This window comes from Rhizobium sp. L9 (assembly GCF_002531885.1).
Taxonomy (GTDB): Bacteria; Pseudomonadota; Alphaproteobacteria; order Rhizobiales; family Rhizobiaceae; genus Rhizobium.
Genome location: NZ_NWSZ01000020.1, coordinates 148,146 through 174,379 on the forward strand (window position 1 = coordinate 148,146; position 26,234 = coordinate 174,379).

General features: G+C 60.3%; 16 protein-coding genes, 1 tRNA gene and 1 pseudogene. 14 read left to right on the top strand and 4 right to left on the bottom strand.

Annotated features, from left to right (window positions below):
• Positions 1-12: 12 nt before the first annotated feature.
• Positions 13-1,302, bottom strand: a complete 1,290-nt coding sequence (aceA, locus tag CO660_RS21090) for an isocitrate lyase (protein ID WP_097600356.1) — start codon at positions 1,300-1,302, stop codon at positions 13-15.
• A gap of 192 nt (positions 1,303-1,494) precedes the next feature.
• On the opposite strand from aceA, the gene CO660_RS21095 reads away from it, so the two are divergent.
• The 5 genes from CO660_RS21095 to CO660_RS21115 all read left to right on the top strand — a co-directional run bounded on the left by CO660_RS21095 (position 1,495) and on the right by CO660_RS21115 (position 7,099).
• Positions 1,495-2,904 carry an XRE family transcriptional regulator gene (locus CO660_RS21095; RefSeq protein ID WP_097600357.1) on the top strand — a complete coding sequence of 470 codons (1,410 nt, stop codon included), beginning with the start codon at positions 1,495-1,497 and terminating at the stop codon, positions 2,902-2,904.
• Between the two features lie 126 nt (positions 2,905-3,030).
• Entirely contained in the window at positions 3,031-4,128 is a 1,098-nt protein-coding gene (locus CO660_RS21100) for a polyamine ABC transporter substrate-binding protein (protein ID WP_097600375.1), read from the top strand.
• A gap of 90 nt (positions 4,129-4,218) precedes the next feature.
• Positions 4,219-5,361 carry an ABC transporter ATP-binding protein gene (locus CO660_RS21105; RefSeq protein ID WP_097600376.1) on the top strand — a complete coding sequence of 381 codons (1,143 nt, stop codon included), beginning with the start codon at positions 4,219-4,221 and terminating at the stop codon, positions 5,359-5,361.
• Between the two features lie 4 nt (positions 5,362-5,365).
• Entirely contained in the window at positions 5,366-6,277 is a 912-nt protein-coding gene (locus tag CO660_RS21110) for an ABC transporter permease subunit (protein ID WP_097600358.1), read from the top strand.
• A 3-nt stretch (positions 6,278-6,280) separates the two neighbouring features.
• On the top strand, positions 6,281-7,099 hold the full coding sequence (locus tag CO660_RS21115) for an ABC transporter permease (RefSeq protein WP_097600359.1): 819 nt from the start codon (positions 6,281-6,283) through the stop codon (positions 7,097-7,099).
• Between the two features lie 105 nt (positions 7,100-7,204).
• Here CO660_RS21115 and CO660_RS21120 read toward each other — a convergent pair whose 3' ends face one another.
• A complete protein-coding gene (locus CO660_RS21120) occupies positions 7,205-7,867 on the bottom strand; it encodes a GntR family transcriptional regulator (protein WP_097600360.1) in 663 nt (220 codons plus the stop codon).
• Positions 7,868-8,238: 371 nt separating this feature from the next.
• Here CO660_RS21120 and CO660_RS21125 point away from each other — a divergent pair, with 371 nt between their 5' ends.
• From CO660_RS21125 to CO660_RS21140, 5 genes and pseudogenes are all read left to right on the top strand, one after another.
• Positions 8,239-9,495, top strand: coding sequence for an NRAMP family divalent metal transporter (locus CO660_RS21125; protein WP_097600361.1), 1,257 nt, complete (start codon positions 8,239-8,241; stop codon positions 9,493-9,495).
• 74 nt (positions 9,496-9,569) lie between these two features.
• Positions 9,570-10,337, top strand: a complete 768-nt coding sequence (locus CO660_RS21130) for a 5-oxoprolinase subunit PxpA (protein WP_097600377.1) — start codon at positions 9,570-9,572, stop codon at positions 10,335-10,337.
• A 46-nt stretch (positions 10,338-10,383) separates the two neighbouring features.
• Positions 10,384-10,479, top strand: a pseudogene (locus tag CO660_RS33920) (DUF1445 domain-containing protein); the annotation flags it as partial.
• Between the two features lie 7 nt (positions 10,480-10,486).
• Positions 10,487-12,103, top strand: a complete 1,617-nt coding sequence (locus CO660_RS21135; RefSeq protein ID WP_097600362.1) for a 5-oxoprolinase/urea amidolyase family protein — start codon at positions 10,487-10,489, stop codon at positions 12,101-12,103.
• Positions 12,100-13,827, top strand: coding sequence for a biotin carboxylase N-terminal domain-containing protein (locus CO660_RS21140; RefSeq protein ID WP_097600363.1), 1,728 nt, complete (start codon positions 12,100-12,102; stop codon positions 13,825-13,827). Before CO660_RS21135 ends, CO660_RS21140 begins: the two co-directional genes overlap by 4 nt.
• A 236-nt stretch (positions 13,828-14,063) precedes the next feature.
• Here CO660_RS21140 and CO660_RS21145 read toward each other — a convergent pair whose 3' ends face one another.
• On the bottom strand, positions 14,064-15,956 hold the full coding sequence (locus CO660_RS21145) for an AsmA family protein (protein ID WP_097600364.1): 1,893 nt from the start codon (positions 15,954-15,956) through the stop codon (positions 14,064-14,066).
• Positions 15,957-16,204: 248 nt separating this feature from the next.
• On the opposite strand from CO660_RS21145, the gene CO660_RS21150 reads away from it, so the two are divergent.
• The gene (locus CO660_RS21150; protein ID WP_097600365.1) at positions 16,205-18,157 is read left to right on the top strand and encodes an acetoacetate--CoA ligase; all 1,953 of its coding nucleotides are present in this window, start codon (positions 16,205-16,207) and stop codon (positions 18,155-18,157) included.
• A 258-nt stretch (positions 18,158-18,415) separates the two neighbouring features.
• On the opposite strand, the gene CO660_RS21155 is transcribed toward CO660_RS21150, so the two are convergent.
• The gene (locus CO660_RS21155) at positions 18,416-22,213 is read right to left on the bottom strand and encodes a PAS domain-containing sensor histidine kinase (RefSeq protein ID WP_097600378.1); all 3,798 of its coding nucleotides are present in this window, start codon (positions 22,211-22,213) and stop codon (positions 18,416-18,418) included.
• A 213-nt stretch (positions 22,214-22,426) separates the two neighbouring features.
• Here CO660_RS21155 and CO660_RS21160 point away from each other — a divergent pair, with 213 nt between their 5' ends.
• The 3 genes from CO660_RS21160 to CO660_RS21170 all read left to right on the top strand — a co-directional run.
• A complete protein-coding gene (locus CO660_RS21160) occupies positions 22,427-22,876 on the top strand; it encodes a phasin (protein WP_097600366.1) in 450 nt (149 codons plus the stop codon).
• Between the two features lie 130 nt (positions 22,877-23,006).
• A tRNA-His gene (locus tag CO660_RS21165) sits at positions 23,007-23,083 on the top strand.
• A gap of 766 nt (positions 23,084-23,849) precedes the next feature.
• Positions 23,850-26,234: M10 family metallopeptidase (locus CO660_RS21170; RefSeq protein ID WP_176536337.1), on the top strand; the 2,385-nt coding region annotated here is incomplete at its 3' end.

The window sequence follows — 26,234 nt, forward strand, 5'->3', positions numbered from 1 at the left end:
CTCCTCTTCGGGTCATTCCGCAGCCGGTTTGAACTGCGCATGTTCGGTTGAATCGTGCATCGCCGTGGTCGAAGACCGGCCGCCGGTGATGGCGAGCGACACGGCGTCGAAATAGCCGGTTCCGACCTCGCGTTGATGTTTGGTGGCGGTATAGCCGTTCACCTCCGCGGCGAATTCGGCCTGCTGCAATTCGGAATAGGCCGACATCTGCCGCTGCTTGTAACCGCGCGCCAGCTCGTACATGCCATAGTTCAGCTGGTGGAAGCCGGCGAGCGTGATGAACTGAAATTTGTAGCCCACCGCGCCCAGCTCGCGCTGGAACTTGGCGATCGTCGCCTCGTCGAGGTTCTTCTTCCAGTTGAACGATGGCGAGCAATTATAGGCAAGCAGCTTGCCCGGATGGACCCTGTGCACACCCTCGGCAAAACGGCGCGCCTGCTCCAGATCCGGCTTCGAGGTCTCGCACCAGATCAGGTCGCAATGCGGCGCATAGGCGACAGCACGGGCGATGCAGGGCTCGATGCCGTTTCTCACCTGATAGAAGCCTTCGACTGTGCGCCCGGCATCATAGTCGACGAAGGGCTGGTCGCGCTCATCGATGTCAGACGTCAGCAGTTTTGCTGCTTCCGCATCGGTGCGGGCGATGACCAGGGTCGCCACGCCCATGACGTCGGCAGCAAGCCGGGCGGCGTCGAGATTGCGGATATGGGCGGCCGTCGGGATCAGCACCTTGCCGCCGAGATGGCCGCATTTCTTCTCCGAAGCGAGTTGGTCCTCGAAATGGACGCCTGCCGCACCCGCCTCGATATAGGCCTTCATGATCTCGAAGGCGTTGAGCGGCCCACCGAAACCGGCTTCCGCATCGGCAACGATCGGTGCAAACCAGGTCTCGACGGAAAGGCCGTTGCCCTCTGCGGTCTCGATCTGATCGGCGCGCTGCAGCGTGCGATTGATGCGCTTGGCGAGTTCCGGCCCGGCATTGGCGGGATAAAGCGACTGGTCGGGATACATCGCCGATGCGGTATTGGCGTCGGCCGCCACCTGCCAGCCGGAGAGATAGATCGCCTTCAGCCCGGCGCGCACCATCTGCATGGCCTGGTTGCCGGAGAGCGCGCCGAGCGCATTGACGAAGTCTTCCTGATGAATGAGCTGCCACAAGCGATCCGCCCCCATTTCGGCGAGCGTATGGCTGAGCGCCACCGAGCCTCTCAGCCGCTCCACGTCAGCGGCGGAATAGGGCCGTTCGATACCGTCAAAGCGGCCTGCTGGCGCATTTCGGACAAGCTTGTAAAAATCGGTCATGCGGGCTTTCCTCACTGAAAATCGTCATTGCGTGAATGAATGACAAGATTGACAATTTGCGCCGTTATAGCCAGAAAAACCTTTGATTTTCGGACCGGAAAGAGGTTAAGATGACGAGTATTGACAGAGGGGCGCTGTGAAGTTGTAAAATTTTGTAAATTAAGCGGCCCTGTTCTTTGTCAAAGGTGTGACATGGCGGAACGGAAGATCTTCGCAGGCCCTAAACTGCGGCGCATTCGCAATGCGCTGGCGCTGACGCAGACCGCCATGGCCGAGGCGCTGGAGATTTCGCCTTCCTACCTGAACCTGATCGAACGCAACCAGCGGCCGTTGACGGTTCAGCTGCTCCTGAAGCTTGCGGCCGTCTACCGGATCGATCTGGAGGAGTTGCGGGGACAGACCGGCGGCAGTCTCGGTCAGCTGAAGGAGGTCTTCGCCGACCCGTTGCTATCAGGCGAACTGCCCGGTGACCAGGAACTGGTGGAGGTGGCTGAAGCGGCGCCGAATGCCGCAAGCGGCATGATCAAGCTTTATCGTGCCTACCGCGAACAGGCCGCGCGGCTGTCCGATCTGACGGCGCTGATGGCGGCCGAAGGGCACGCGCCGGTCGCCGCCGGCCGACTGCCGCTGGACGAGCTGCGCGAGGCGCTGGAGCGCCGATCCGGCTATTTCGGACGGATCGAGGCAGCGGCGGAAGCCTTTGCTGCGACGGTGCCCGGCGGCCTCGATCTTGCGGCGGGACTGAAGGACTGGCTGCGCGCCGAACGCGGCATTGCGGTGCGCGTCTTACCCGTGCACGTCATGCCGGATCTGCGCCGCCGTTTCGATCGCCATTCGATGCGGCTTTTCATTTCGGAACGCCTGTCGCCGGCCGATCGTGCGCACGAGATAGCGGTGGAGGCAGCGACCCTTGCCTTGCTGCCGGCCATCGATGCCGAGCTGGACGATCTCCAACTTTCCTCCGCCGAGGCGCGCCGCATCGCCCGCTTCGAGCTTGCCCGCATTGCGGCACTGGCGCTGGCCATGCCCTATGAAGCCTTCCTTTCGGCGGCCAAGGCGACGCGTTACGACATCGATATTCTTCGGGCGCGTTTCGGCGTCTCCTTCGGCCATGCGGCAACGCGTCTGACGATGCTGCAGCGACCCGGCGCGGCAGCAATCCCCTTCTTCCTGATCGAAATCGATGCGGCCGGCCATCGGCTGCGGCGAGCTGGCGCCCAAGGCTTTCCGCAGGCCCGTTTCGGCGGCGGCTGTCCGAAGCTCAATATCCACGCCGCCTTCCTGCAGCCGGGCCAGATTCTTGCCGAGACGGTCGTCATGCCGGATGGCGCGTCCTTCCTGACGGTCGCGCGCACCCTGGAGGGGCCGAGCGTCGAATTCGGCGAAAGAATCAGACGCACCGCGATCCTGGTCGGCTGCGATGCCGCTCTTGCAGACGGCGTGGTCTACGGGCAGGCGGCGGCGCTCGATCCGGTTGCAATCGGCCCGGCCTGTCGTCTCTGCGAGCGGCGCGGCTGCCTTTCCCGCGCCGAGCCGCCGGTAACGCGGCCGCTCGGGCTCGACGAGATGGTGGCGGGTCTCAGCGCCTTCGACTTCCAGTGATTGTGAAATGATTGAAGGCGTAGTTTTTGCGCTTGTGGGCTTAGAAATTCCTTCTTAGTCTGCGGACAAAACCAGAGGGAAAAGATGTTCGCGGGATGCGGGCTCTTCGAACAAACAGGAGAAATCATGAGGTCAACCATCGCAACCGTGACGGCCGCAGCCATTGCCGCGCTCCTTGCCGCCGCGCCGGCCGTTGCGCAGGAACGCGTCGTTAACGTCTACAACTGGTCGGATTATATCGACGACAGCATCCTTGCCGATTTCACCAAGGAAACCGGCATCAAGGTCGTCTACGACACTTTCGATTCCAATGAGACCGTCGAAACCAAGCTGCTTGCCGGCGGCACCGGTTATGACGTCGTCGTTCCCACGGCCGACTTCCTGCAGCGTCAGATCCAGGCGGGCGTCTTCCAGAAACTCGACAAATCCAAGCTGCCGAACCTTTCCAACATGTGGGATGTGATCCAGGAGCGCACCGCTGCCTACGATCCGGGCAACGAATACGCTGTCGACTACATGTGGGGCACCGACGGGATCGGCTATAACGTCAAGAAGGTCGCAGAAATCCTCGGGCCTGATGCCAAGCCAGGTCTCGAAGTAATCTTCGACCCGAAGGTGGCCGAGAAGTTCAAGGATTGCGGCATCTACGTGCTCGACACGCCGAAGGACGTGATGACCACGGCGCTGCGTTATCTCGGCCTCGATCCGAACTCGACCAAGCCCGAAGATTTCAAGAAGGTCGAGGAATTGCTGACGGCGGTGCGCCCTTATATCCGCAAGTTCCACTCCTCCGAATATATCAACGCCCTTGCCAATGGCGATATCTGCATCGCCTTCGGCTATTCCGGCGACATGCTGCAGGCCCGCGACCGCGCGGCCGAGGCCAAGAACGGCGTCGAGGTCAACTATTCGATCCCCGTGCAGGGCGCCCAGATGTGGTTCGACATGATGGCAATCCCCGCCGATGCCAAGCATGTGGCCGAGGCGCACGAATTCCTGAACTACCTCATGAAGCCCGAGGTCATCGCCAAGGCGAGCGACCACACCTTCTATGCCAACGGCAACAAGGCCTCGCAGCAGTTCGTCAGCAAGGAAGTGCTGGAAGATCCGGCCGTCTATCCGACCGACGAGGTGATGAAGAACCTCTTCACGGTCAAGCCGTGGGATCCGAAGACGCAGCGCACGGCCACACGGATCTGGACGAAGGTCGTGACCGGCCAGTAAGTCGATGCCAGGCCCGGACGGAAACGTCCGGGCCTTTCAATTACCGGGCCGGGGTGGAGGCCGGCTGAAAACTTATTCTCGGGGAATATGATGAAATCTTTGGGCAATATCCGCCGCGCCTTCGCACCCTGGACCGATCCTTCTGCAAAACCTTTCATAGCCTTCAAGAATGTCACCAAGCGCTTCGGCAATTTCACCGCCGTCGATGATCTGTCGCTGAACATTTATCACCGCGAGTTCTTCGCGCTGCTCGGCGCCTCCGGCTGCGGCAAGTCGACGCTTCTGCGCATGCTCGCCGGCTTCGAGCAGCCGACCTCGGGCGAAATCATCCTCGATGGCACCGATCTCGCCGGCACGCCGCCCTACAAGCGGCCGGTCAATATGATGTTCCAGTCCTACGCGCTTTTTCCGCATATGACCGTCGAGAGGAATATCGCCTTCGGCCTCAAGCAGGACGGCATGCCTAAGGACGAAATGGTCGAGCGCGTGACGCAGATGCTGAAGCTCGTAAAGCTGGAGCAGTTTGCCTCACGCAAACCGAATCAGCTCTCCGGCGGTCAGCGCCAACGCGTCGCGCTCGCCCGCTCGCTCGCCAAACGCCCGAAAGTGCTGCTGCTCGATGAACCGCTCGGCGCGCTCGACAAGAAGCTGCGCGAGGAAACCCAGTTCGAACTGATGGACCTGCAGCAGACGCTCGGCCTCACCTTCGTTGTGGTCACCCATGATCAGGAAGAGGCGATGACCATGGCCGACCGCATCGCGGTCATGAGTCGCGGCCAGGTCGTGCAGGTGGCAACGCCGGGCGAAATCTACGAGGCGCCGAATTGCCGCTTCGTCGCGGACTTCATCGGCGACGTGAATATCTTTGACGGCAAGGTGACGACGTCAGGAAGCGGGTCGGTCGAGATATCAGTCGAAAGCGGCCTGACGATCCGGACTGCCGCCACGGAGGCGCCGGCGACCGGCGGCACGGTCGGTTTTGCTATCCGCCCGGAAAAGATTCGCGTGACGCGCACGGCCCCCGCGAACGCCTCGGTCAATGCCGCCAAGGGCGAGATCTGGGATATCGCCTATCTCGGCGACATGACCGTCTTCCACATCAAGCTGCCGGGCGGCAAATTCGTCAGAGCCTCTTCCCTCAACGCGCAGCGTTCCGTCGAAGACCCTTTCACCTATGATCAGGAGGTCTGGGTTTCGTTCGACGAGAATGGCGGCGTGCTGCTGAAGGACTGAGGCTATGGAAACTTTCGCATCTCGCCTTTACAACCGTCTCGTCATCATCATCCCATATGCTTGGCTGCTGCTCTTCTTTCTGGCGCCGTTCTTCATCGTCTTCCGTATTTCCCTCTCGACGACGGCAATCGCCATCCCACCCTACGAGCCGGTCTTCTCCTTTGCCGATGGCTGGGGTGGTTTCTGGAGCAAGGTCGCGACCTTCTCCTTCGATAATTACGGCTATCTCACCGACGATCCGCTCTATTTCAACGCTTATCTCTCGAGCGTCATCATCGCGGCGGTCTCGACCTTGCTGATGCTGCTGATCGCCTATCCGATCGCCTATGGCATGGCGCAGGCCCCGCGCCGCATCCGGCCGACGCTTTTGATGCTCGTCATCCTGCCGTTCTGGACGAGCTTCCTGATCCGCGTTTACGCCTGGATCGCTATCCTGAAGCCCGAAGGGCTGCTGAACCAGCTTCTCCTGTCGCTGCATGTGATCGACAGCCCATTGATCATCCTCAACACCACCACCGCCGTCTATATCGGCATCGTCTATTCCTATCTGCCCTTCATGGTGCTGCCGCTCTATTCGGCGCTCGAAAAGATGGACGGCACGCTGATCGAGGCAGCGCAGGATCTCGGCTGCACGCCGATCCAGGCCTTCTGGCGCGTCACCTTCCCACTGTCGATCCCCGGTGTGGTTGCCGGCTGCATGCTGGTCTTCATCCCTGCCGTCGGCGAGTTCGTCATTCCCGATCTTCTCGGCGGTTCGCAGACGCTGATGATCGGCAAGACGCTCTGGAACGAATTCAACGCGAACAGAGACTGGCCGGTCTCCTCGGCGGTCGCAACCATCCTGCTGATGATCCTGGTGATCCCGATCGTTTTCTTCCAGAATCTCCAGGCCAAGGCCGAAGAGCGGGGGAAGTAAGCCATGCTGAGATGGACCCGTTTCAACATCATCTCCGTCGTGCTCGGCTTTGCCTTCCTCTATCTGCCGATCGTGCTGCTGGTGGTCTTTTCCTTCAACGAATCGAAACTCGTCACCGTCTGGGGCGGCTTCTCCACCAAATGGTATGTCTCGCTGCTCTCGAACCAGGCCCTGCTCGACGCCGCCTGGGTGACGATCCGCGTCGGTCTGCTGTCGGCCACCTTCGCGACCGTCCTCGGCACGATGGCGGCGCTGACGCTGGTGCGCTATAGCCGCTTCCGCGGCCGCATGCTCTTTTCGGGAATGGTCTATGCGCCGCTCGTCATGCCGGAAGTCATCACCGGTCTGTCGCTGCTGCTGCTCTTCGTGGCGATCGGCTTCGACCGCGGCTTCTGGACGATCACGCTGGCGCATACGACGCTGACCATGTGCTTCGTCGCCGTTGTCGTGCAGTCACGGCTCTTAAGCTTCGACCAGTCCATTGAGGAAGCCGCCCAGGATCTGGGTGCGCCGCCGGTGCGGACCTTCTTCGAGATCACGCTGCCGATCATCTCGCCGGCGGTGTTTTCGGGCTGGATCCTGGCTTTCACGCTGTCGCTTGACGACCTCGTGATTGCAAGCTTCACCTCCGGCCCCGGCGCAACCACACTGCCGATGAAGATCTATAGCCAGGTGCGCCTTGGGGTGACGCCCGAGATCAACGCGATCTGCACGATCCTGATCGCCATCGTCGCGGTCGGCGTTATCTGCGCATCGATCGTCACCAAGCGCCGCCAAGTGCAGCGCGAGCGCGATGAGTGGGCGGCTGCTGCCGGCGCGTGATCCAACGAAAACGAAGAACTCCAGCAGGGCTGGCTGGCGGTCGCTGACGACATGAACGTTTGACTTCGTTCACCGATGTCGCCGAGAGCGCATCGTTGTGAAATCTCAGCCGAGATAGGATGCCCGCTCGAACGCCTTTAAAAGTGCTCGCTCGGACAGATTGAGGTAGGTCTCCATCTCGTGACACGCCTGACTGTTCTCACCTTTTTCTGTCAGGGTAACGATAGTGTTGTTCATATCAATGAACGGTGCGTGAAGTTGCTCCAGATTATCCAGAAGCCCGAACCCAAGGCGCAACTCTGCTGCAACGCGTTCGTAGAAATCGCTAAGCCGTGCGCTGTCTGCCAGGTCCACGATCGCGCTGTGAAATTTCATGTTCGCACTTCCTACTGCATGCCAGTCCTGCTCTTCACGCTTGGTCTCCGCCTCCTCCACAGCCTCGCGCATCGCTTTGACCGCAGGATGAAGTCGCCAGGCTTGCCGAAGCGCGCCGCACTCCAACATCCGGCGAACTCGGTAGATGTCCATGATAGAGGCCACATTCGGTGTTGCTACAAATACACCCCGATTGGTCTCGTGGCGGAGCAATCCGTCCTTGGTAAGCAGCCGAAAGGCCTCGCGGAGTGAGTTACGCGACACTTCAAACCGATCACTGAAGCCTGCTTCAGACACCCGCTGCCCAGGTAACAATTCACCGGAGATCAACAAAGCGCGGATGCGCTTCGCCAATCGGTCTGCCAAGGGCTGACTCTCAGCTTTTTCGGTCACCGAAACCTCTTCTGCCGCAAGGGAATACTCGGCCATTGCATACCACTAAAATGGGCGACCGGAAGCACCAATGTGAGAACGGAAAATCCATTTAATGGGGAAATCAGTACGGTTTCAGTAAACGATGCAATTTGATCGTTGAACAATCTGTTAGCTACGTCTTCGCCTGCTCCCATCGCGCTGAAGATGTCTCTGATTAAGATATTTGTGTATCGATCAACAATTATGAGAGATACGCTCCATTTTTACATGTTTTGGCAGAACGATAAATAATTATCGTTGAACAATCTTGACAACGTTGCAGAGCGGATCATGATGGGAGTGCTAAAAGCATCCGCGAGGGGTGGGTGACGATAAACGGAGAAACTTCCATGCAGCAGACCGAGCTCGCGCACGGCCGCCAGGTTGCGGCTGTGCAAAGCGCCAAAGCGCAGCGCCACGCCTTACTTTCCGCAATGTTCCTGATGTCGATGGCAGCCGTAGGACCGGGCTTCATCACACAGACGGCCAATTTCACCGTTAAGCTCGGAGCAGCCTTTGCCTTCGCGATCATCGTTTCCATCTTGATCGACTTCGTCGTCCAGGCAAATGTCTGGCGTATTGTAACGGTGACCCGCATGCGGGCGCCGGCAGTTGCCAACGCGGCAATTCCGGGTTCGGGTTATCTGCTGGCCGTTCTGGTGATTATCGGTGGCCTGTTCTTCAATATTGGCAACATCGGAGGGGCAGGGCTTGGCCTCAATGCCATGATCGGTCTCGATCCGAAGATCGGCGGCGCGATCGGCGCCCTTGTTGCCATCGGCATCTTCGTTTCGCGCCGTGCCGGTGTGGCGATGGATCGCGTGGTCTTCGTCGCCGCCTTCGTCAAACTTGCACTTATTCTTTATGCTGCAGTCGTTTCCGGTCCCCCGGTCGCTGATGCTTTCCACCAGACGTTCCTGCCATCCACAATTGACTTAGCCACCATCACCACGATCGTGGGCGGCACGATCGGCGGCTACATTACGTATGCCGGTGCACATCGCCTGCTCGACAAGGGAACGGTCGGAGTCGAAAACATCGGCGCGGTCAATCGTGCGGCGCTGAGCGGCATCGCTATCACCGGAGTGTTGCGCTATATCCTGTTCCTGGCCGTTCTCGGCGTCGTTGCCTCTGGAGCGGTCATCGACCTGTCCGGCAAAGCAGCAAATCCGGCAGGCCAGGCCTTCCATGCCGCGGCCGGCGACATCGGCTTCCGCCTGTTCGGCGCAGTCTTCCTTGCTTCTGCGCTAACCAGCATTATCGGCGCAGCGTACACGTCGGTCTCGTTCCTCACGGCCTTCAAGCCGAATATGAGCGAGCGGCAACGTAACTTGTCGACAGTTGGTTTTATCTGCATCTCGCTGATCGCCTATATGCTTGTCACCACCCCGCCAGCCGCTATGCTTGTGTTCGTCGGCGGTCTGAACGGTCTCGTGTTGCCCATCGGTCTTTCGATGCTGTTGTTCGCAGCCTGGAAGCGCGCAGACCTGATGCATGGATACCAATATCCTCGTTGGCTCCTGGGCCTTGGTGCACTCGCCTGCTGCCTGACCTGGTACATGGCCTACAAGTCCGTTGGCTCTATCTTCGCGCTGCTCGGCTATTAAAATCATCCACCCAAATTTTAGCCGGCCATATTGGTGTGGCCACGCAAGTCCACTGCTTCAGGAGGAATATCATGATGGCCGTTATCGATCTCAACAGCGATCTTGGCGAAGGTTACGGCGCTTGGAGCATGGGGGATGATGCCGCAATGCTCGCCGTTGTTTCCAGCGCCAACATTGCCTGCGGTTTTCATGCCGGTGATCCGGCCGGGATCTACCGCACAGTCAAGGGTGCTGCTGAGAAGGGCGTCGCGGTCGGCGCGCATGTCTCCTACCCGGATCGCGTCGGCTTCGGCCGCCGCGATCTCGATGCCACCTCTGAAGAACTGATTGCCGACGTCATATATCAGATCGGCGCGCTGAAGGGCGTTGCCGCAGCCGCTCGCACGACCGTTCGTTACGTGAAGCCACACGGCGCACTCTATAATCGTATCGCGAACGACTCAAAACAGGGACGAGCCGTCATCGACGCCATAAAGGCCGTCGATCCTTCCTTAATCCTAGTGGGCCTTGCCGGCGCACCCATTCTTGATCTCGCCCGCAAGGAGGGGCTCGTTGTTGTCGCAGAAGCCTTTGCCGACCGAGCCTATACTCCGCAGGGACAATTGGTCTCCCGTCGCCAAGCCGGTGCGGTGCTGCACGACGCCACCCATATCGCCGAGCGCATGTTGCAGCTTGCCCGTGAAGGTACGCTTGAGGCCATCGACGGCAGCACCATCAAGATCGAAGCGCAATCCATCTGTGTTCATGGCGACAGCCCCGACGCCGTTGCCATAGCACAGGAAGTCCGCCGCCGTTTCGAACTGGAAGGCGTCGAAATCCGTTCGTTCACGCCCGCCATTTGAGGAACAGCGCATGATCATTCCCGCCTCTTGCCTTAGGCAAGCCATGGCAGCCATCATGGCCTCCGGCGTTCGCTTCGCCATAACCCGTGCACCGAGCCACATGTCCGTAGCCGATATTTCCGATTCTGCCGATCACGTGTGAGAACAGAATGCGTTTTCTTCCGGTCAGCCTCACCACCCTGCTTGTCGAACTGGCCGATCTTGACCAGACGCTTGCTTTGTTCGCCTCCCTTCAAGCCGATCCGATCGAAGGTATCGAAGAAACAGTTCCGGCGGCCCGGACGCTGATGATCCGTTTTCGCCCAGAGAGAATTAGCGGCGAGACACTGGCAAGCAGGCTTGCGACCCGCGATCTCTCGGCCAAAATCGCCGTCTCGGAAAATCTCGTCGAAATTCCCGTTCGTTACGACGGTGAAGATCTCGGCGACGTCGCTGAATTGACCGGCCTGAGTGTTGAAGAGGTCATCCGTCGGCACACCGAAAGCGAGTTCATTGTCGCCTTTTGTGGTTTTGCGCCCGGTTTCGGTTATCTCGTCGGTGGCGACCCCGCGCTTCACGTACCACGCCGCCAAAGCCCGCGTACCCGTATACCCGCTGGCTCCGTCGGGCTTGCCGGCGCTTTCAGCGGCGTCTACCCGCAAAACAGCCCCGGTGGCTGGCAGATCATCGGCACAACGCCATTGAAGATGTGGGATATCGATCGCGATCCAGGCGCGCTTCTCCAGCCCGGTTATCGCGTCCGCTTCCTCAATATGGCAGGCAACACCGTTTCTGTTGCCTCCACGACGCCGCGTAAAGATAAGGCGAAAACAGGCAGGACCGCACCACACTTCGAGGTTCTTGCGGCACCGATGCCGGCGCTGTTTCAGGATCTCGGACGCTTCGGCCAAACCGGGCAGGGCATCTCGGCAGCCGGAGCGCTTGATCGCAGTGCTTTCAATGCCGCTAACCGCATTGTCGGCAATCCCGCCAACACACCCTGTCTTGAACTGACGCTCGGCGGTTTTTCCTTCAAAAGCTCAAGCCGGACCGTTATTGGTGCTGCCGGAGCGCTCGGCTCGATCACGATCAAAACCGCAGCCGGACGCACATTCACTGCCGAAGCTTATGCCCCGGTATCCCTGGAGCCCGGCGATGTGGTGACCTTTGGCCAACCGCTGAAGGGCATGCGCAGCTATCTTGCTGTGCGCGGCGGTTTCAAGGTCGAACCTGTTCTTGGCAGCGTTGCAACCGATACGTTGGCGATTGTCGGCCCGCAGCCGGTCACTGCTGGCTCAACCCTCTTTTTAAATCTCGTGAACTCAGGCCTTTCGAGCGTTTCGATCGACGAGGTACCGGCGTTCGACCCACCGCGGCCTGGCGATGTGGTAACACTCGATGTGGTTCTGGGTCCTCGCACGGACTGGTTCACGCAAAGGGGACTCGAGACCCTGACAGGCCAGCTATGGCAGGTGACGCCACAGTCGAACCGCGTCGGCATCCGGCTGGCTGGCGACATTCCGGTCGAACGGAAGGATAGCGCCGAACTGGCAAGCGAAGGTACTGCGACAGGCGCCATCCAGATACCTCACAGCGGCCAGCCGGTCCTGTTCCTTAACGATCACCCGTTGACCGGCGGTTATCCGGTTATCGGCGCAGTCGCCAATTATCACCTTGATCTTGCGGGTCAGATTCCGGTGAACGCAAAAATCAGGTTCCGGCCAATTGGCCCGTTCGCCGAAATATCGGCGGGCGAGAACCCAGAATTCCGAGGAGAACAGCGATGAAGAAAGTACTGATTGCCAATCGGGGCGAGATCGCGGTGCGCATCATCCGCGCTTGCTGCGACTACGGTATCCAGTCCGTCGCCGTTTATGCCGACTCTGATCAAGACGCACTATTTGTGCGCCTGGCGGATGAGGCTTATGCACTTGAAGGTATCCGCCCTGCGGAAACCTATCTTGACATTTCCAAGCTGATCGCCATCGCAAAACGCGCCGGCGCAGACGCCGTACACCCCGGTTATGGTTTTCTCTCCGAGCGCGCCGAATTTGCGCAAGCGGTAATGGATGCCGGTTTGACCTGGATCGGCCCGGACCCCCAGGTCATTGAAGCGCTCGGCGACAAGGTGGAGGCGCGACGCATTGCCACCAGCGTAGGTGCACCGTTGGTCGCGGGAAGCGATGGTCCAGTCTCCTCCGCCGCAGAAGTCATCGCCTTTGCCGAGGAATATGGCCTTCCTGTTGCCATCAAGGCGGCTCACGGCGGCGGCGGTCGCGGCCTGAAGGTCGCGTGGAAAATGGAGGAGATCACAGATCTCTACGACTCCGCCGTTCGTGAAGCAACCGCCGCCTTTGGTCGCGGCGAATGTTTCCTCGAACGTTTCCTCGATCGACCCCGCCACATCGAAGCGCAGGTCGTTGCGGACAAGCACGGCAATGTCCTCGTTCTTGGAACGCGAGATTGCTCGCTACAGCGCCGGAACCAGAAACTGATCGAAGAAGCGCCGGCACCTTTCTTGTCCAAGGAGCAGCGGCGCAAGATCCACGAGGCGGCGAAATCAATCTGCGCGGCTGCAGGTTATTCAGGTGCCGGTACCGTTGAATTCCTGCTCGGCGTTGACGGGACGATTTCCTTCCTCGAAGTCAATACTCGGCTTCAGGTGGAACATCCCGTAACCGAGGAAACGACTGGCATCGATCTGGTCATCGAACAATTTCGCATCGCAGAGGGCCATAAGCTGCGTGTCCTCGATACGCCGGAACCGCGTGGCCATTCCATGGAGTTTCGCATCAACGCCGAAGACCCCGGCCGGGGTTTCCTGCCGACGCCCGGCTCCATCTCGGTTTTCGACGCGCCTTCCGGCCCTGGAATCCGTGTGGACAGCGGCGTCGTTGGCGGTTCAAGCATTCCGGGCGTGTTCGATTCGCTGATGGCGAAGCTCATCGTAAGCGGCTCAGACCGAGACGAAGTGCTGCGCCGTGCCCGCCGCGCCTTGAAAGAATTCCGCATCGAGGGCGTGGCAACCGTCCTGCCGTTCCACCGTGCGGCCATCGAAACCAAAGACTTCATCGGCAGCGATGGTTTCAAGGTCCATACGCGATGGATCGAGACTGACTTTGCCGCCATGCCAGACGCGATGGAACGTCCCGAACCGGCAAACGACCCATCCATGACCCACACATGGCTGGAGATTGACGGCAAGCGCGTAAAAGTTGGACTGCCAAACATATTGTTATCCGGTCTTAGCACGGCCGGTCAGATCGACACCGCCGCAGCCGATGCGAACGGTCAAAAAAAGGAAGAAGGCGTTGTGGCACCAGTTTCCGGAACGCTGCAATCCTTCAAGGTAGAGGATGGCGCTACTGTTGCCGAAGGTGATCTCCTGGCGGTGATGGAGGCCATGAAGATGGAAACACAGATCGCTGCCCCGAAGGCGGGCAAGGTCCACCTTCTTGTAAAGGAAGGCGATTATCTGCAGGCTGGCGTGGCGCTCATGGCGCTTGAATAGTATGAAGGAGCACGGTCGATCTACCGCCGCCATACGATTGGCAATTAACCGATCGTCCCCGGCGCAGGCTGCTCTTGGTCGGAATGCTCTGGCCGATGACCGCCAGGCCTTTTCTCGGCGAGAGGCTGGTACGCTCGCCCTTTAAGAAGGCCGCAGCGTTGGGTTGCCGCCAAATAGCAATTCGCTCTGCTCAATGGAATTTGTTTGAAACGACGGCAAATCGGGCGTCCCGAAGGCTATTGCGCGTGGGGCGCGGTGTTCAGAAGTGGAACCGGCGAGATCACCGGGTTCGGCCATGAGCCGCCGACGAAGAACGGCAGAAGCGGCAGCTCGGCTGCCTTGGCCGGATCGGTTGTCTCCAGCGAACCGGAAAGCGCCAGACCGTTGGACTGATAGGTGACCACGCCGGAAAGCGCCAGCGTCTGCGTCGGCCCGACGATGTTGGCGTCATGGATTTCGGCGGAGCCGTTGGCGAAATCGGCTTGAAGGTCCAATTGGTTGAAGGCGAAAGCGCCGCCCGCTGCGGCACTCAGCGGAAAGAACGGCTTTTGGGCCGCCTGTGTCCTGAGCGCTCCTACGTCGATTCCGGGAATCGTGCCCTCCCTTGTCCAGAAATGCAGTCTGCCGGTGACGTCGGCAAGACCGGCCGTCCAGATCGCTTTCGACGACTGCAGGTCGAGATCGAGCGATCCCGTCGCAAGCGGCAGCGGCCCTTTGAGCTGCAGACGCTCGGCAAGGCCAGCGAAGTCGGCGTCGCGGATCGACAGCTGCAGCTTGCCGCCACCGTCGAAGTCACGCCGTGTCGCCTCCAGATGCGCCGTCATTTCGCCGCCTTCGAAGCCGCTGTCGCCGATATCGAATTTCGCCTCGCCGCCGGTGACGATCATGCTGGCGCCGACATCGGAAAGCTCGAAGCGGCCCATCTCGGCGCGCCGCGCCGAAAGCCTGACGTCGACGTCGAGCAGTTGCAGCGGTTCGCTGATGCCGGCGGAGATGTCCTCCGCCTCACCGGCCGCCAATCTCAGGGCGAAAGCATCAAGGAACGGCTTCAGGTTCATCTGGTCGAAGGCGAGCGTGCCGCCGATCTTCGGCCGTCTGCCGGCCGTGGTCGAAAGGTCCATCACGCCAGTGGCGCTCGCCTCGTTCAGCGATAGACTGAGATCGTTGAAACGCAGCCCGCTGCCCGACGACATGATGTCGGATTCCAGCGAGGCGCTCTTCAGAGTGCCGACGCCGGGGAGCGATCTGCCCGACCATGTCAGAAACGCCGGCACATCGGGAATGCTGACGGCGATATTGCCGGACAGCGCCGAAAGGCTGGCGATGCTGGCGATCCCTTGAAAATGGGCCGTCAGCAGGTTTGACGTCAGCGATGTCCGCGTCTCCGCGCTCTTGCCGGCAAAGGCAAGCAGCGGCTGGCGCGAGGCGAAATCCACCTTCAGGTCCACGCCGTTGATACGGGCGATCACGACAGCCGAGATCGCGCCCGAGAGCCGTGGCCAGCCAATGTCGGCCGTGACGCTGTCAAAATTGTAAGTCTTGGCGCTCTTGAGGTCGGTGACGGCAAGCGTGCCGTCCTCGACGGTGACCGCACCGATCTCGGCATCGAGAGCGGGATCGAGCACCTCAGCCCCGTTTTCGTAGCGCACGCCGCTGATCGCGCGCGCAAGCAGGCCGGCGTAACTCCAGTCGATCAGGCCGTTCTCGTCACGCGTCAGCGCTAGGTTGGGCCGCAGCAGATGGAATTCGTGGAAACTCGTCCGGCCTCTCAGCGCATCGATGAGGCTGAAATCCGCCGACAGGCTTTCAATACTGCCGAGCAGCTTGTCGCCGCTTTCGCGCGGCCGGCGGATGGTGACCTGGTTCAGCGTGATGCGCGGCGTCGGCCAGAATTCGAGAACCGGATCACCCTTGATTTCGGCATGGTAGCCCGTCCATTTCGACAGCGCATCCTCGATGCCGGAGCGCACGAAACCGGTCGTGATGAGATAGGGTGCTGCGACCCTGAGGGCCACGAACAGCGCAAGCGCAACCAGCAGAAGCAGTGTCGACATGCGGGCAAAGGCCGGAAGCCAGCGCGAAACCGGCCCGATCTTCCTGCGCCACCTGTGATGTCTAGACGTACTCATGATCTCCGCCCGCTTACCGGTCAAGCGCTGATTTCGCCCGATATATGAAATATCAGGCCTATGCAAATCCAATGCATGTCGCCCGGAAGCGTGCAGCGGTTCCGGGACAATGACATCATAAAACGAAGAGCCGAAACGCGTCGCATGAATCCGATTTATGCGACGCGTTTAGGCTTGGGATCGGGCGGTCGCGCCCTTTATAATGCAACGCAGCATGATATAAAGACGGCGTTGGGGAGGAGGAATGAATGCAGGATAATAAGCCACTTTGGGTGCCCTCGGCGGAGGCGGTCGCCAAAAGCCCGATCCACGCCTTCATCGAGCGCTGTAACGCCGAGTTCGGGCTTTCCCTTTCAGGCTTCGATGATCTGCATGCATGGTCGGTCGCCGAGCGGGAGAAATTCTGGTCGACCGTTTGGGATTTCTGCGGCGTGAAGGGAGAGCGCGGTGCAGAGGTGCTCGTCGACGGCGACAGCATGCTCGGCGCCCGCTTCTTTCCCGACACGACGCTGAATTTTGCCGAAAACCTGTTGCCTGGCCGCGGTGAGGCCGACGCAATCATCTTCCGCGGCGAGGACAAGGCCGAAGACCGTTGGTCGTGGGATCGGTTGCGCGCACTGGTCTCCAAGCTGCAGCAGGCCTTCGCGGCACTCGGCATCGGCAAGGGCGACCGCATTGCCGCTATGATGCCGAACATGCCCGAGACCGTCGCCGCCATGCTTGCCGCCGCCTCGATCGGCGCCATCTGGTCATCCTGCTCTCCCGATTTCGGCGAGCAGGGCGTGCTCGACCGCTTCGGCCAGATCGGCCCCCGGCTGTTCATCGCCTGCGACGCCTATTGGTATTCCGGCAAGCTGCAGGACGTAGGCCAGAAGGTTGCCGCGGTGGCCAAAAGCCTCGGTGTTCCCACGATCGTCGTTCACTATGCCGGCGATGCCGAAGCGGCGGCGGGCAGCACGCCCGGGGCTTCGACGCTGGACGCCTTCATTGCTCCTTACGAGGCCAAGGAGATCGCCTTCACGGCGCTTGCTTTCGGTCATCCGCTCTACATCCTCTTTTCCTCAGGCACAACCGGGGTGCCGAAATGCATCGTGCATTCGGCCGGCGGCACACTGCTGCAGCATCTCAAGGAGCACCGGCTGCATTGCGGCCTGGAGGCAGGCGAGAAGCTCTTTTACTTCACCACCTGCGGCTGGATGATGTGGAACTGGCTGGTCAGCGGGCTCGCCAGCGGAGCCACGCTCTGCCTGTTCGACGGCTCGCCCTTTGCACCTGACGGCAATGTGTTGTTCGACTATGCCGAGGCGGAAAGATTCGCGATTTTCGGCACCTCGGCAAAATATATCGATGCGGTGCGCAAGGGCGGGTTGACGCCGCGCAAAAGCCACGATCTCTCCAGCCTCCGGCTGATGACCTCCACCGGTTCGCCGCTGTCGCCCGAGGGTTTCACCTTCGTCTATGAGGGCATCAAGGAAGATGTACAGCTCGCCTCGATCTCGGGCGGCACCGACATCGTTTCCTGTTTCGTGCTCGGCAACCCGCTGCAGCCGGTCTGGCGCGGCGAGATCCAGGGGCCGGGCCTCGGTCTTGCGGTCGACGTCTGGGATGATGACGGCAAGCCGGTGCGCGGCGAGAAGGGCGAACTCGTCTGCACCAAGGCCTTCCCCTCCATGCCTGTCATGTTCTGGAACGACCCTGATGGCGCCAAATATCGCGCCGCCTATTTCGACCGGTTCGACAATGTCTGGTGCCACGGCGATTTTGCCGAATGGACCAAGCATGGCGGTCTCGTCATCCATGGCCGTTCGGATGCGACGCTCAACCCCGGCGGTGTGCGCATCGGCACGGCCGAAATCTACAACCAGGTGGAACAGATGGACGAGGTGGCCGAGGCACTGTGCATCGGCCAGGAGTGGGATGACGACGTGCGTGTCATCCTCTTCGTCCGCCTTGCCCCTGGTGTGACGCTGACCGAGGATCTCATCAAGGCGATCAAGGCGCGCATTCGCACAGGCGCCTCGCCGCGGCACGTGCCCGCAAAGGTCATCGCGGTTGCCGATATTCCCCGCACCAAGTCAGGCAAGATCGTCGAGCTTGCGGTGCGCGAGGTCGTTCACGGCAGGCCGGTGAAAAACCAGGAGGCGCTCGCCAACCCCGAAGCATTGCGCCTCTTCGCTGATTTGAGCGAACTGAGGGACTGATAAGGAAGGGTAAACCACAAGCTTTCACCATTCAGCAATGACCTGTCATGGAAACCTTTCGTTAAGAAACCTTTGTCAAAGGTGAAACAACTTGGGGGCCGCACATGAACGAGGCGGCCTGAAGCCTCCGGGCTTACGAAACATGACGTTGATCGACTGAGCTCTTGTTGAACAGCACCTATTTGAAGGCAGCCTCCGGGCTGCCTCTTTTTTGCTTGCCCGTGCAGCGTTCCGGCGGCTCCGCCCCGTAGATAGAGATCAGCCAGCCAGCACGCGTTGCGACGGGAAGGTGATCTCGACGAGCGTGCCTTCGTTCGGCGCCGAATTGATCGAGAATGTCGCTCGGTTGGCATCCACCATCGCCTTGGTCAGCGGCAGGCCGAGCCCTGTGCCGTCGCCGCGATGGCGTGACTGGGTCGAGGAGACCTGGCGGAATGGCTTCATCGCATGGTCGAGTTCGGCGCGCGTCATACCGATGCCCGTATCGCGGACCCTCAACACCACGCTGCCATTCGCCTCGTAGGAGGTGGAAACGACGATCTGTCCGCCAGACGGGGTAAAGCGGATGGCGTTCGACAGGATGTTGAGCGCGATCTGCTTGATCGAGCGCAGATCCGCTACGACCTCCGGGACTGAATGCGACAGCGCCGTGCGGATGATGACGCGCTGGCCGTTTGCCTGCGGCTGGACGAGGGCGACGGCCTCCGAGACTGCCTCGTTGAGGCCGACGGCGGCGAAGTCAAGATCCATCTCGCCCGCCTCGATTTTCGAAATGTCGAGGAGATCATTGACGATATCGAGGACGTGCCGGCCGGAGCGGCCGATATCGTTGGCATACTCGATATAACGGGGATGGCCAATCGGACCGAAGCGCTCGCCGGCCATCATGTCGGAAAAGCCGATGATGGCATTGAGCGGCGTGCGGATTTCATGACTGACGCGCGCGAGGAAATCGGTCTTGTGGGCGTTGGCAGTTTCGGCCGCGCCCTTGGCGTTGCGCAGCTCGTCCTCGGTGCGTTTCCACTGCGTGATATCGCGGATGACGGCGCAATAGCCGTTCGAGGAGGTCAGCCGGCCCATCGTCATGAACAGCGGCACGAAGCCGCCGCCGGCCTCGCGGCCGATCACCTCACGCCCGTCGTTCAGCACACTTGCCACGCCGTGGCCGGAAAGGCCGTTCAGATAGTCGAGGACGGCTTTCTGGCTCTCATGGGCAAACAACATGACGAAGGGTTTGCCGCGCGTCTCCTGCTCGTCGTAATTGAAGAGCGCGCTTGCCGACCGGTTCATCGAACGGATGTCACCCTCCGTGCCGATGACGACGACACCGTCGGTCGCCGTTTCGAGGATCGAGCGCAATTCCTCGACCTCGACCTGAAGCTTGGCGACCTTCTCGACCATCCGCTCGGGACGCGCTTCGGAGCGGTTGCCGTCGCCGCGGCCATCTTCCTTGCCTTCCACCGGCATCAGCGCCAGCATCAGAGCATTGGCATCTTCCCACCGCACCGATTGCAGCCGGGCAGTCACCGGCGTCAGCGTGTCGTCGGCCTTGACGAGCATCATGGTGCCGGAACCGGCTGCCTTTTCCTCAAGTTCGCGGCGCTGCAGCAGTGCTTCGATACCGCCGACCTCACGCAGCGCGTCGAGCGAGTGGTAGCCCGTCAGCCGCATGAATTCGGGATTGGCATGGATCAGTTGATCGCCGACATGGATAAGCACTGCGACCGGCAATTGGTCGACCGTACCGGCCGAAAGTCCGTCAATCATCTTCACGCGCGGCGGGATGAAACTTGTGAGAACCTCGATCTGGCTGACCGTCTCCTCAAGCCCTTCCGTCGGCTCGTCCTCGGCGATGGCGTCGGGTTCTTCAGCGGCGTCTTCGCGCAGCGGGTCGACCGCGTGCTCGAAGATTGCCTCCTGCGGCGCCGTCTGCTCGACCGAAGCGGCGTCGGCCGTATCGGCGGCGGGCGTTTCGCCGGTGATGGCTTCCGCTCTTTCTTCGAAGGATGCTGATTCCGTAGCGGTAGTGCCCGTCGGCGGGGCGTCAGGCTCTTGCCTGCGGGCGCCGAAGGCTTCCAGGCGCTTGGCGATTTCGCGGAAGTTTGCCTGTTCGGCGGCCGTCAATGCGGCGCCTGTGCTGTGAAGCTGCACGACCTTGTCGGTCGAATGGCGATTGGGCATTTCCACGATGCGAAGCGCCGGGGGTTCGTCTGCGGCTTCGGCCGCTGGCGCTTCACTGGCGCCCTCCTGCATCTCTTCGGCGGCGCTCTCCCGGGCGGGCGGCTCGAAGCCGGCCTCTTCTCCGGTCGCTTCGAAAGGCGTCTCTTCGGTCTGCGGGTGGTCCTCGATCGCGTCCGCTGCGATCGTTTCCGACGGGGCCGCTTCGGGCCCGACGTGAATGTCGTGTGCCGACTCGGTGACAGAGGGGTAGGCTGCCAGGCCGAGGCTTGCGGCATCATGGCCGATGCCGTCCGGGCCGAGCGTCAGGCCGAGCGCCAGCGGATCCTCCTGCGCATCGGAAAGCCGGACGACGCCGAAGCCGCGGAAACCGTCGAAGTCGCGGTTGCGGGTATAGGTCGGCAGAGCGGCGAGATCGACCGGAACGACGAGGCTGGTGCCTTCGACCGGCCAGAGGATCGTCTTGCCCGACCATGTGTCGCGACGCGCAAGCGCCTCGGAAATCTTGCCCTCGGGATCGAGATTGAAGAGAGCGGCGATATCGCTGAAGGCGGAGCCGATGATGGCGGATGCATGCGGACCGACGGCCTCGGCAAATTCGTGGCTGACCTCGTTGAACCGGCCTTCCGCATCGATCTTCCAGACGAAGCGGGTGGCACGGCTGTTCGGCCTGAAGACGAAACCGGGCTCGGCCGCAAGCGACGGGGCAGGGGGCGCGTCGGAAGCTGCGGTTGTTGCGATGGCCGGCTCTTCGCGGGCGGCTTCCGGCGCCACATCGAGCGGCAGCTGGCCGGCTTCGGCGGGTGTTTCCGCCATCACAGTCGCTTCCGCCGTCTCGTCCGCGGAATGGCTCGCGGCGTCATCAACGGGCACCACGGGCTCGTCGACCTCATCCATGCGGCTCTCGGTCGCGTCTTGGTTCTCCGGGGCTTCGTCTGCGGCCGGATTCTCGTCGGCAACCGCCGCCTCTGCGGATGTGAGGGCCGCCTCTGCCGGCTGTTCCCGGTCGTCGGCGAACTCCTCCAGCGTCTCCTCGACCTCTTCGATCTCCGAGACCGCATCGACGATCTCGCCGATCCCGGTCGCCGCAGCCGCCGCTTGCGAGGGAAGTTCGGATGACGACGTGCCTTCTTCCCCCGTCGGCGCGTCAGCCGCCTGCGGCGGTCCATCGACTGCATCGAGCATGGGCGCGTCGACCGGATCAAGATGCCCGATCGCGGTTTCCACGGCAAAGAGCAGATTGAGCGCCGGCTCGTCGCTGAGCCTGCCGACCGCAGCCGGAAGATAGCCCCTGCCGGTGGCGACCGGGCGCTTCACCAGGCGATCGGGATGCGCGCCGGCAAGGTTGATCAAGGCCTTTGCGGTCTCGCCTGATATTGCGAGCGAGGCAAAGCCCGGCGAGGCTGCGATGACCTCGCCATTGGCGCCGATGACGGCCATATGCGTATCGGGATCATCGAGACCCTGCAGCATCTGGGCCGCCGCAGCGCCAGCCGTCAGCGGCCTTGCCGATACCGGCACGGAAAACAGAATGGCCTTCTCGCCTGATGAAAGCCGGATCAGTTCGGCCGCCGCCTGCACCTGCACGCGCTGAAAGCCCTTGGCGACGCGGATCATCAGGCTTCTGTTGTCACCGATATCGGCGAGCTGACGCGCCGCCGTTTCCAGCTGCCGAAAGGTGATGTCGGTGCGATCGACGCCCTGATCGAGCAGGTCGTAGATCGCCGAATGGCCGAAAAGCTCCGCACCTGCGCCGTTTGCCCAGAGCAGGCGGGCAAGATCTGATGAAAACAGCACCATGGCTTCGCCGCGCGAAAAGCGCTCCCGCACCCGCGCATGCACGGCGATATCGATGAACGGATACTGGACTGCGGGCATGATCAAACCTTGTCGCTGTCGGCCTTCTAAATTAACGGCTTATTAATAACTGTAGGTCGCATGCCGGTCCAGAACAGCGGGGTGCTTTCAGCCGAAAGGGTTAACGACTTGTGCGTTGCACAAATTATGTTGCAATGCACAATGAGATGCCCTATATAGACGTCATTCAATGACCACAGGCAGCAACTGCCTTAACCCAAAGGAATGCGACCCATGGCTACCATAAAGACCGATGACGTTTTTTCAATCGCTTCTTTCGACCCCTCCAAGCTGGCTGAATCCTTCCGCGAATTCGCTGAAAAGGGCGCACAGCAGTCGAAAGACGCCTACGCCAAGCTGAAGAGCGCTGGCGAAGAAGCCGGCAAGACACTCGAGGCGACCGTCCAGACGGCACAGGCCGGCACCGTCGAGATCGGCCTGAAGGCGATCGACGTCCTGCGCGTCAACGCCGAAACCTCCCTCTCGCACATGGAAGCACTGCTCGGCGTCAAGTCCGTCGCCGAATTCGTCGAGCTGCAGACCTCGTTCCTGCGCAAGCAGGCCGAGCTTGCCGTCGATCAGGCGAAGTCGATCCAGGAAACCACCAAGCAGGTTGCCGAAAAGCTCGCAAAGCCCTCCAAGGAAGCCGCCGAAAAGGCCATGGCATCCTTCAAGGTCGCTTGATCGGCTCCGGCCTATCGCAAACAAAAGGCTGGACCTCGCGTCCAGCCTTTTTGTATATTGATAAGGAATGGGACTTGAATTCATCGCCAAGTCCTCGTATGTGACCCCCGTCGCGCCAAACGTGATTTATGCGGTTGTAGCTCAGTTGGTTAGAGCGCAGGTTTGTGGCACCTGAGGTCAGTGGTTCGACCCCACTCAACCGTACCATCTCCCCACTTCAGTCCCCATCAGATCGCTCCTTCTAGATAATCTCATCTCGACCGAGCATCTCGATAGAAATGTTAAACTGTATCCGTAATGATCCTGCACGGGTGTTGTCGTGTCCTGCCAGAAAGCCGCGGGTTTGACGCGTGGAATGGCTGACGAGGCGCGCCTCCTGTCGACTGGAGCGTGCTGAAGCCTGATTAAGCGGTGCCGAAGAGAATATACGCTTCCGAAGGCGACTTTGCTGCTTATTTGCCACACCAAATCGAACATTCAGGAAGTACAACCCGTCCGTATGGTGCGATGCCACCGGGTGCGCTGCATGTGCGGCACGCAGTAGCTGGGGGTTTCCAATCGCAATAGTCCGGCACTCGATTATGAACGATCCGACCACGCAAGGAAAATTGCGGAAGATGCGAACTGCCTAGCCCACCCGCGGCAGCAGAGGTACAGTCAACTTTGGTGCCGAAAAAGCCGGACCCCGCTCCCGATGAGCCCGGACACTTACTAAATTTCAGCAGATAACCGTAACTTCAATTTAAGTGCCGTCATGCCAGCAATTGCGAAGGTTCGGACGGGCAGGATCTTGGAAATATGTCTTCTGGCCAATGTTAGAGGTTGCGGAGGAAAAGCTTCATAAGCGCAAGTCGCCAAGATCAAAAATTTTCCCGAATAGAAATAAAGCTTTTGGTTGAATTTCCTCTCCAAATGCAGCAGAGGGAAATCGGCGTAAGACGCGGTCGAAATGGAATAGGTAAACGGGAATTTTATGACGAATCTCATTACTCCGACGAAGAACGTCACATTGACCGGTGATCAGAAAGTTGACGGGCTCGTCAACGGCACTGCCTGGGACGGAACGATAACCTATGCCTTTCCTACGACCTCGTCGTCTTATGCCTATAGCGGCGAGAAAGACTATTCATTCTCTTCGATTTCGTCGCAACAGCGGTCTTTTGCCTCGTTCTTCATGGAGCAATCCTATGGGAGTGCGGCAAATGACGGCTTCTCCGTAGAGGGGTTCACGAACGCCAACTTTGAGGCCGGAAGCGCGGCTAACGCAACTGTGCGGTTCGCTCAATCGTCGCAGCCTCCGACGGCATGGGCCTACACTCCAAATATCGGCGGCCATGGCGGCGATGTCTGGTTTGGGACGGGGTACGCCGGCACCGAAGATGATCTTCGCTTCCCGAGGTTCGGCAACTATGCGGGCCATACCGTGGCGCATGAGCTGGGTCACGCTCTCGGACTGAAACATGCTCACGAAGCTGGTTATCCTAATACGACAGTCGTTCCGCGTGCTTACGATTCGGTCGAGTATACGATCATGTCTTACCGCACGTATGTCGGAGACAGTTTGAGCGGGTACAAGTACGAGCATGATGGCGCGCCACAAACCTTCATGATGCTCGATATCGCCGCCCTGCAGGAAATGTATGGCGCAGACTACACGACCAACAGTGGCGATACCGTTTACAAGTGGAATCCGAACCAGGGCATCACCTATGTCAACGGCGTTGCGGCCATCACGCCCGCAGCCAACCGCATCTTCGCGACAATCTGGGACGGCGGCGGTATCGATACTTATGATTTGAGCGCTTATACCACCGCCCTCAAGATCGACTTGCGAGCAGGCGGGTACTCGGTTTTTTCTCAAGGCCAGTTGTCCTACCTGGGAGGAGGTCCGAATAACGGCTATGCCCGCGGCAACATTTTCAACGCCCTTCTTCATGAAGGCAATACGGCGTCGTTGATTGAGAACGTTAAAGCAGGCTCCGGCAATGATTCGATCACAGGCAACGAGGCGGACAATGCTCTCTGGGGCAACGCCGGCAATGACACCCTTAACGGCGATTCCGGCAATGACACACTCGACGGCGGTGCCGGAATCGACAAGATGTCGGGCGGGGTGGGCAACGACGTCTACATCGTCGACAATGCCAGCGATGCTGTCATTGAGAATGCCAATGAGGGGACGGATACGGTCCGGACGACGCTTTCTTATACACTCAGCACCAATGTCGAAAACTTGATCTACTCCGGCACCGCCGTGTTCATCGGTCATGGCAATGCGGCGGCCAATGTGATCACCGGCGGGGCGGGGTCTGATTGGCTGGATGGGGAGGCCGGCGACGATACGCTGATCGGTGGTGCGGGCGACGATACCTATGACGTCGATAGTCTCGGCGATGTCATGGTCGAGGCGACCGACGGCGGCACTGACAAGATCTGGACCGATCTTGCCGCTTATTCGCTTGCGGACATCGCCAATGTCGAGAATCTATCCTTCCTAGGTAGCGGCAATTTTACTGGTACGGGTAATAGCCTCGACAATATAATCACTAGTGGGTTAGGCGACGATACGCTCTCTGGTGGGGCGGGCAACGATACGCTGGACGGTGGCTGGGGAGCTGACACGCTAATCGGTGGGACCGGCAACGATATTTATGTCGCTTACTATGCCGGCGACACTATCATCGAGAACGCCGACGAGGGCACTGACACGGTTCAGACGTATCTTGCGAGCTACACACTGAGCGCCAACGTCGAGAACCTCACTAAAATCGGCTCGGGTGCCTTTGCCGGGACTGGCAACAACCTCAACAACACCATCACCGGCGGCGCGGCCATCGATATCTTGTCGGGCGGTGCCGGTGACGACACGCTGAACGGCAGGGCCGGTGCCGACACGCTGATCGGTGGGACGGGCAACGACACTTACATGGTCGACAACGTATTCGACGTCGTCACCGAAAACGCCGGTGAGGGCATCGATACGGTGCAGGCGGCGCTGGCGAGCTATACTCTGGCAGCCAATGTCGACAATCTCACGTATAGCGGCACGGCAGCCTTTACCGGGACGGGCAATGACCTTGCCAACACGATTAAGGGCGCGGCAGGTGCCGATACCCTGGACGGGAAGGCCGGAGCAGACACGCTGATCGGCGGAACGGGCGACGATACCTATATCGTCGATAACCTTGCCGACGTCATCACGGAAAGGCCGAATGAAGGAACTGACCTGATCAAGACGGCGCGTTCGATCTATACGCTCGGCAACAATATCGAAAAGCTGATCTATACGGGATCCGGCAGCTTCACCGGCACCGGCAATGCGCTCGTCAACACGATCACGGGCGGCGCCGGCAACGAT

What these genes read in the sequence shown, in the direction of transcription:
- CO660_RS21140 (WP_097600363.1), top strand. Translation starts at nt 12,100, where the DNA reads ATGAAGAAAGTACTGATTGCCAATCGGGGCGAGATCGCGGTGCGCATC.
- CO660_RS21105 (WP_097600376.1), top strand. Translation starts at nt 4,219, where the DNA reads ATGAAATCTTTGGGCAATATCCGCCGCGCCTTCGCACCCTGGACCGAT.
- CO660_RS21125 (WP_097600361.1), top strand. Translation starts at nt 8,239, where the DNA reads ATGCAGCAGACCGAGCTCGCGCACGGCCGCCAGGTTGCGGCTGTGCAA.
- CO660_RS21115 (WP_097600359.1), top strand. Translation starts at nt 6,281, where the DNA reads ATGCTGAGATGGACCCGTTTCAACATCATCTCCGTCGTGCTCGGCTTT.
- CO660_RS21145 (WP_097600364.1), bottom strand. Translation starts at nt 15,956, where the DNA reads ATGAGTACGTCTAGACATCACAGGTGGCGCAGGAAGATCGGGCCGGTT.
- CO660_RS21160 (WP_097600366.1), top strand. Translation starts at nt 22,427, where the DNA reads ATGGCTACCATAAAGACCGATGACGTTTTTTCAATCGCTTCTTTCGAC.
- CO660_RS21130 (WP_097600377.1), top strand. Translation starts at nt 9,570, where the DNA reads ATGGCCGTTATCGATCTCAACAGCGATCTTGGCGAAGGTTACGGCGCT.
- CO660_RS21135 (WP_097600362.1), top strand. Translation starts at nt 10,487, where the DNA reads ATGCGTTTTCTTCCGGTCAGCCTCACCACCCTGCTTGTCGAACTGGCC.
- CO660_RS21150 (WP_097600365.1), top strand. Translation starts at nt 16,205, where the DNA reads ATGCAGGATAATAAGCCACTTTGGGTGCCCTCGGCGGAGGCGGTCGCC.
- CO660_RS21095 (WP_097600357.1), top strand. Translation starts at nt 1,495, where the DNA reads ATGGCGGAACGGAAGATCTTCGCAGGCCCTAAACTGCGGCGCATTCGC.
- CO660_RS21100 (WP_097600375.1), top strand. Translation starts at nt 3,031, where the DNA reads ATGAGGTCAACCATCGCAACCGTGACGGCCGCAGCCATTGCCGCGCTC.
- CO660_RS21110 (WP_097600358.1), top strand. Translation starts at nt 5,366, where the DNA reads ATGGAAACTTTCGCATCTCGCCTTTACAACCGTCTCGTCATCATCATC.
- aceA (WP_097600356.1), bottom strand. Translation starts at nt 1,302, where the DNA reads ATGACCGATTTTTACAAGCTTGTCCGAAATGCGCCAGCAGGCCGCTTT.
- CO660_RS21155 (WP_097600378.1), bottom strand. Translation starts at nt 22,213, where the DNA reads ATGCCCGCAGTCCAGTATCCGTTCATCGATATCGCCGTGCATGCGCGG.